Below are 5,831 nucleotides of genomic sequence, written 5' to 3' on the forward strand. Positions count from 1 at the left end.
ACGCGATTACCCGATTATCAACAGCCATGGCAACTGGACCGGCACCGAAGCCCTGCGCGACCAGATCGCCAGCCAGGGGGGCGTGACGGCGTCCTTCGGTAGCGTGCGCGGCAACTGGGTAGACCAGCTGACCCGCGACGGCAACCGCCCCCGCGACCCGGCCTTCAAGGTTGGCCCCTTCGGTGGCGCCCCGTTTGCGTCTGACGTCAACGGCATTGCCAATCTGGCCGGCAACCCCGGCACACCCGATCAGGAAGCCGAGCTTTATCCCTTCACCTCGGTGGATGGCCGCGTGCAATTCGACAAACAAACCACCGGTGACCACGCCTTCAGCCTTTACGAAGGCCGGGGCGTGGCGCACTACGGACTCTATGCGGACCAGATAGCCGACATGATGCTCAACAGCGATCGCCCGCAAGAAGAAATCGACGACGCGGTGAACCAGCTGTTCACCTCGGCAGAAGCCTACATACGCATGTGGGAACGACTGGAGCAGGCCGCTCAATAGCGGCCATCAATCCGGCACATGAAACAGCGCGCTTTTCGGGAAGCAGAAACAAAAAATGACAACGGGGAACTGACCATGAACATCAACCGATTCTGGCCTGCCATCGCACTGGCAGCCACTCTGGTACTCACCGCGTGCGGAGGCGACGGCAGCAATACACCGGCAGCCAACAACCCCGCCACACCCAACAATCCTGACAACGGCGGCGATGATGGCGGGGGGGATGATGACGGCGGCGACGATGGTGGCACAGGCACCGATCCGGATGATGGCGGAGAAACGCCCCCCGATACCGTTGGCCGAACGTTCCTCATCAGCCCCGGTGAAGACGCCACCGAAGACATGGTCAATGCCATGGTCCAGCTACGTCCAAAAGACACCCTGCAATTCGAGTGCGGCTACTTCGAACTGGACCAGGGTATCTTGATCCAGGCCACCGAAGATGTGTTGATCAAAGGTTGCGGCAAAGACGAAACCATTCTGTCGTTCAAGGACAGTGTCAACGTGACCGGCCTGGAAGCCCTGAACATTCGCGGCATTACCGTGGAAGACCTGACCATCCTGGATTCCCCGGGGGATGCCTTCAAACTCAAAAGTGTCAAATGGGGCACACTGCGCAACGTGCGGGCCATCTGGTCCGGCGGTGGCGAACCGATCACCGCAGATAACTACGCGGAACGCGTGCACGTTTCCTGTACCAACCCGCCGTTCAATGAAGGCGATCCCACCCCGGATTATGTGCCTAGCTCCGCCAGCGGCCGCTACGGGATCTACCCGGTAGAATCAGAAAACATTCTGGTGGAAGGCAGTGAATCCATTGGCGCCAGCGATGCCGGCATTTATGTGGGCCAGACCAACACCGCCATCATCCGCGACAGCCGTGCGGCCTATAACGTGATGGGTTTTGAAATCGAAAACGTTCAGGGCGGCGAGTACGACAACAACATCGCCGAATGTAATACCGGCGCCTTCCTGATCTACGACCTGGAAAACATCACCCGCTACGGTGATACCTCGGTAATGATCAACAACGTGGCTCGCAACAACAACACCTACAACTTTGCCCACAGCGGCCTGGTATCGGTAGTACCCCGCGGCACCGGTTTTATTACCCTCGGCTACGACAACATCGAAGTGCTCAACAACACCTTTGAAGATCACAGCACCGCGGCCGTTATCTACGCCAGCTATGAACTGATTGATGGCAAAAACAATACCGCCGATAAAAAACTCGACCCTTATACCGAAGGGCTGCACATCCACAATAACGTCATGAAAAATTCCGGTTATGACCTGCCACCACCGGACCTGGAAAAACTGGCANACGGCGAAGTAGAAAGCGTGCTACCCACCCTGATCGGGCTGAAAAACCTGCCCACCCTCAACGACCCGACTCAACTGCTGGGCAGCCTGACAAACATACTCAATCTGGGCAAAGGGGCACACATTGTCTGGGACGGCCTGCGCGATGATCTGGACGAAGACTGCCCCTACCCGGTGGACAGCAACGGCGATCCGGTTCCCATGTGGGACAGCGGCAAGCCTATCCATACCAACGAGCACCCCAACCCCAGCTGCCACTACAACGCCTACAAATTTGACGAGAACAAAGCGCGGATTCAGCCGGAGTGGGGTTCCTGTATCCACGATAACGATCTGGACAGCGACAGCGCACCCTATCTGAACTTCCATGGTACCGATGGCCTGGAACTGGTACTGGCCATTGCGGAACAGGATTTTTCCATTCTGTCTCCCACAGGCCTGCTAGATGTGCTGGAAGGGCTGCTCAACCTGCCTTCGGACACCAATCTGTCTGATCATGATTGCCAGGCCCGTTTTGGCAAAACGTTGCCATCATTGCCGCGGGTAGAAATTCCGCCCTTCGAGCCCAGCGGTGAATTTGACCCTGCACCGTCGGATGAAGTTGTAGAGTTCTACTGTAGCGCTGAAGTTGCCGACGGCGAGATCAACCGCGAAGCACTGAACTACAACTGCCCGACGCTGGATCAGTACAACCTGTTTGCCGATGCGCAAGATCCACGCAGCATGCCCAATGAAAGTGGCCAGCCCTTTGTGCTGAACACCAAGCTGTTCTCTGACTACTCAACCAAGTACCGGGTCGTGTTTGTCCCCCCCGGCGAGCAGGCGGTGTACAGCGATGGCCAGGACGGCAACAACGTTAACGGCAGCATCGTGTTCCCGGAAGGCACCGTGATTGCCAAAACCTTTGCTTTCACCGATGAAAGCCAGGGCACCGAAGTCCCGGTAGAAACCCGCTTGCTGATCAAACGCAGAAACAGCCAGGACAGCGCCGTCTGGGTAGGCCTGCCCTACATCTGGGAAGAAGAAGACGGCAAGAGGGTTGCGCGTCTGGCCATGAACGGGGGCACCGCGTCGGTTGCCTGGCATTACCGTGATGCGGATTCCAACACCCTGCTCACCGGCAGCACCGATGGTTACACCATTCCTAACGGTAACCAGTGCGTGACCTGTCACGCCAATGATGACCAACCGGCTGGCAGTGCCCCCATTGGGCCCAAGCCGCGTAACCTGAACCGTGCCTACAAAGCAGAATCTGCCTTTATGGGCACCAGCGGTCAGGCCGGCTTCCCGGCGGTAAACCAGATCAAGCAGTGGAAAGATCTGGGGATTCTGACCGGCGTGCCGGAGTTGACCATCAGCAATGGGGTGGCCACCAACATTGAGCACTTGCCGCGCTGGAATGTGCCCGGTGACAGCGGTGAAACCGCCAACTCAGCGGCGGATATCGAAAGCCGTGTGCGTGCCTATCTGGAAGTGAACTGTCAGCACTGCCACAACGACAAGGGCGCCGCGTCCAACACCGGTTATTACCTGGATCACTTCCGCGATGTGAACGCCAGCTACGGGGTGTGCAAGAAGCCCACGGCCACCGGCGGCGGCTCCTGTGGTCGCCAGCATGTACTGGTTCCCGGCAGCGCAGGCAGCTCCATCGTCTCCTGTCGCGTCGCTGCAGAAGATGATCCGCAGAAAATGATGCCACCGATTGCCCGCAGCGTTGCCCATGGCGAAGCCACCGCGCTGATGGATCAGTGGATCAATAATGTGGTGGATAGCAGCTATACGAACGCTAGCGCCTGTAACTGATAGCCCCCTCCCTCCTCTCCGGCACCATCGGAGGGGAGTGCAACACCCCCTCCCTGCAAAGGGAGGGTTCTTAGGGCCTGTTAACAGACCCTAGCCGCTCTGCGGCCGCTATACGCGTCAGGCATCAGGCATCAGGCGTTTGGCGTCCAGCGCTCTTCTTTTTATCTCGAATGGCTTTCAACGGTGCAGACAATTTGTCCGGATGACGCGGATGAATGGCCGCATAGCATTGAAAAATTTCGGCCAGATCCTTCTCTACATCGCCACACGGCTCAATCACGCGAGCAAAGGTAATTTCCTTTTTCCGGTAGTCCGCAGTGGCCACCACAATCGGCACACCCGCCTGCTGGGCGATCCGGTAGAAGCCGGTCTTCCATTGTGTCGCCCCGCCCCGGGTGCCTTCCGGCGCCACCACCATCACCAGCTTGTCGCGGCTATTAAACTGCTCCACGGTCTGCTCAACCACACCACCCGCCTTGTGCCGGGCAATGGGCAACGCCCCCATCCAGCGCAGAATGGCCCCAAACGGCCCCTTGAAGGCGCTGTCCTTGATCATCACGTGAGCATCCAGCCCCAGCTGCATCATGGCCGCCAGGGTATAAATGCCATCCCAGTTGGACGTATGCGGCCCGCCGATAATTACCGCCTTGGGCACCGCCGGCATGGGGTTGGTCACCCGCCAGCCTGCCAGGCGCAAAAAGCCACGGGCAAGCCACCGGGAGAAGGCATTTCCGCGACGGGGATAATCAGAGTCCAGGGCTGATGGCATGGGATTGTCCATTGCAAAGAGAGCGGCGATCATACGCACGCGGCCCAATGATCACATTGGCACTAACGCCCAACGCACTCACAAGGCGATAACCGGCCCATGGACACCCTGCACTACCTGACAGGCTACCCCGCCCAGATCCAGCAACAGGCCCAAATCCTGCTGGACCAGGGGCAGCTGGGGGATTATCTGCAACAGCGCTATCCCGACAAGCATGAGATTCAAGGTGACAAGGCCCTGTTTCAATACGCCAACCCCCTCAAGCAACAATAGCTGCGCAAGGCGCCACCACTGGGCAAAGCCCATTACGATGCCAAGCTGAAAACGCTGAGTCAGGCGCGTGGGAGCCTCTGACTCACCCCTTGTATACTCAGGCTTTCAGGCTGGTTCGCAATCTAGGCGCACTTTTAAAGGCATGCTGGTTGCCTGTCGAGAAAGGGCAACAACGAGTGCGGACCAGCCTGAAAGCCCCGTAGGGCGAGACCTGAAGCGCACATCTGCTGCGCTTCGCCACTAGTAAAGGGAACCACCCTGCCCGTCGTGCCGAAACACAACAGCTGCACACTTCAGGTCACGCTGAGCATGCAAGGGGTGAGTCAGAGGCTCCCTGGCATGCATACCCGGCACACCCGCATTCACGGCAGCAAATTACGCAGCCATAACAGCCTGCGTATCGCCAGCCAGTTCAAGGCAGCGCCGGAAGCCTTTCTGCGCATGATCGTGGTCCACGAACTGGCTCACTTCAAAGAAACCGACCACAACAAGGCGTTTTATCAGCTCTGTTCGCACATGGCGCCGGACTACCATCAACTGGAACTGGATACCCGGCTCTGGCTTCTCTGGCAGGACACACGCAACCGCTGACACAGGCACCGCCGGCAAGAACCAGATTGCCCCCTGACGCCCCACTCCAACAGCACGAAAACGTCAAAAACCTCTTTATTCAACAAGCATTTACATTATCAATCGCGAATATCAGAAAAGACCATGGCCGGCAGTTTCATGTCTCCGCCATAAGGGCGTAGTATGAAATGACTTAACGTCATAACGCAGGGTCATCAGTGCCTAGGTTTGTGGCAATGTTGTACTGATCCTGCGCCAGTGTTCCGCATTGGCGGCCGTTCTATTTCCGCCCGCGCGGGACTCCAATCAGAGCCCAGGAGGTGTGTAGTGACACGGATTGGCCAGGACACCCTGAACAGCAAAAAAACGCTGCAAGCCAACGGCAAGACCTATCATTATTTCGATATCAATGCGGTCGCCGACAAAGGCTGGGGTGATCTCAGCAAGCTCCCCTTTTCCCTCAAAGTCCTTCTCGAAAACCTGCTCCGCTTTGAAGACGGTGACAGCGTCACCGGCGCCGACATCGAAGCCGTGATGCGCTGGCTGGAACACAAGCGCTCGGACAAGGAAATCAATTACCGCCCG

At 57.9% G+C, this 5,831-nt stretch carries 5 protein-coding genes and 1 pseudogene; 5 read left to right on the forward strand and 1 reads right to left on the reverse strand.

Annotated elements, in window-relative coordinates:
• Positions 1 to 508: pseudogene (locus A3754_RS27765) on the forward strand (hypothetical protein); the annotation flags it as partial.
• Positions 509 to 583: 75 nt separating this feature from the next.
• Positions 584 to 3,634 carry a parallel beta-helix domain-containing protein gene (locus A3754_RS15545; protein ID WP_231880647.1) on the forward strand — a complete coding sequence of 1,017 codons (3,051 nt, stop codon included), beginning with the start codon at positions 584 to 586 and terminating at the stop codon, positions 3,632 to 3,634.
• 124 nt (positions 3,635 to 3,758) lie between these two features.
• On the opposite strand, the gene A3754_RS15550 is transcribed toward A3754_RS15545, so the two are convergent.
• The gene (locus tag A3754_RS15550; protein WP_231880648.1) at positions 3,759 to 4,403 is read right to left on the reverse strand and encodes a lysophospholipid acyltransferase family protein; all 645 of its coding nucleotides are present in this window, start codon (positions 4,401 to 4,403) and stop codon (positions 3,759 to 3,761) included.
• 99 nt (positions 4,404 to 4,502) lie between these two features.
• Here A3754_RS15550 and A3754_RS15555 point away from each other — a divergent pair, with 99 nt between their 5' ends.
• The 3 genes from A3754_RS15555 to A3754_RS15565 form a co-directional block, all read left to right on the forward strand.
• Complete coding sequence (locus A3754_RS15555; protein ID WP_231880486.1) at positions 4,503 to 4,676, forward strand: hypothetical protein; 174 nt, start codon at positions 4,503 to 4,505, stop codon at positions 4,674 to 4,676.
• A gap of 339 nt (positions 4,677 to 5,015) precedes the next feature.
• Positions 5,016 to 5,267, forward strand: a complete 252-nt coding sequence (locus tag A3754_RS15560; protein ID WP_363970953.1) for a YgjP-like metallopeptidase domain-containing protein — start codon at positions 5,016 to 5,018, stop codon at positions 5,265 to 5,267.
• A 306-nt stretch (positions 5,268 to 5,573) separates the two neighbouring features.
• Positions 5,574 to 5,831: hypothetical protein (locus A3754_RS15565; protein WP_156497019.1), on the forward strand; the 258-nt coding region annotated here is incomplete at its 3' end.

It is taken from the genome of Alcanivorax sp. HI0083, from assembly GCF_001635175.1.

Excerpts from the sequence above, each read along its gene's own strand:
- A3754_RS15555 (WP_231880486.1), top strand. The coding sequence starts at position 4,503 with ATGGACACCCTGCACTACCTGACAGGCTACCCCGCCCAGATCCAGCAA.
- A3754_RS15560 (WP_363970953.1), top strand. The coding sequence starts at position 5,016 with ATGCATACCCGGCACACCCGCATTCACGGCAGCAAATTACGCAGCCAT.
- A3754_RS15550 (WP_231880648.1), bottom strand. The coding sequence starts at position 4,403 with ATGCCATCAGCCCTGGACTCTGATTATCCCCGTCGCGGAAATGCCTTC.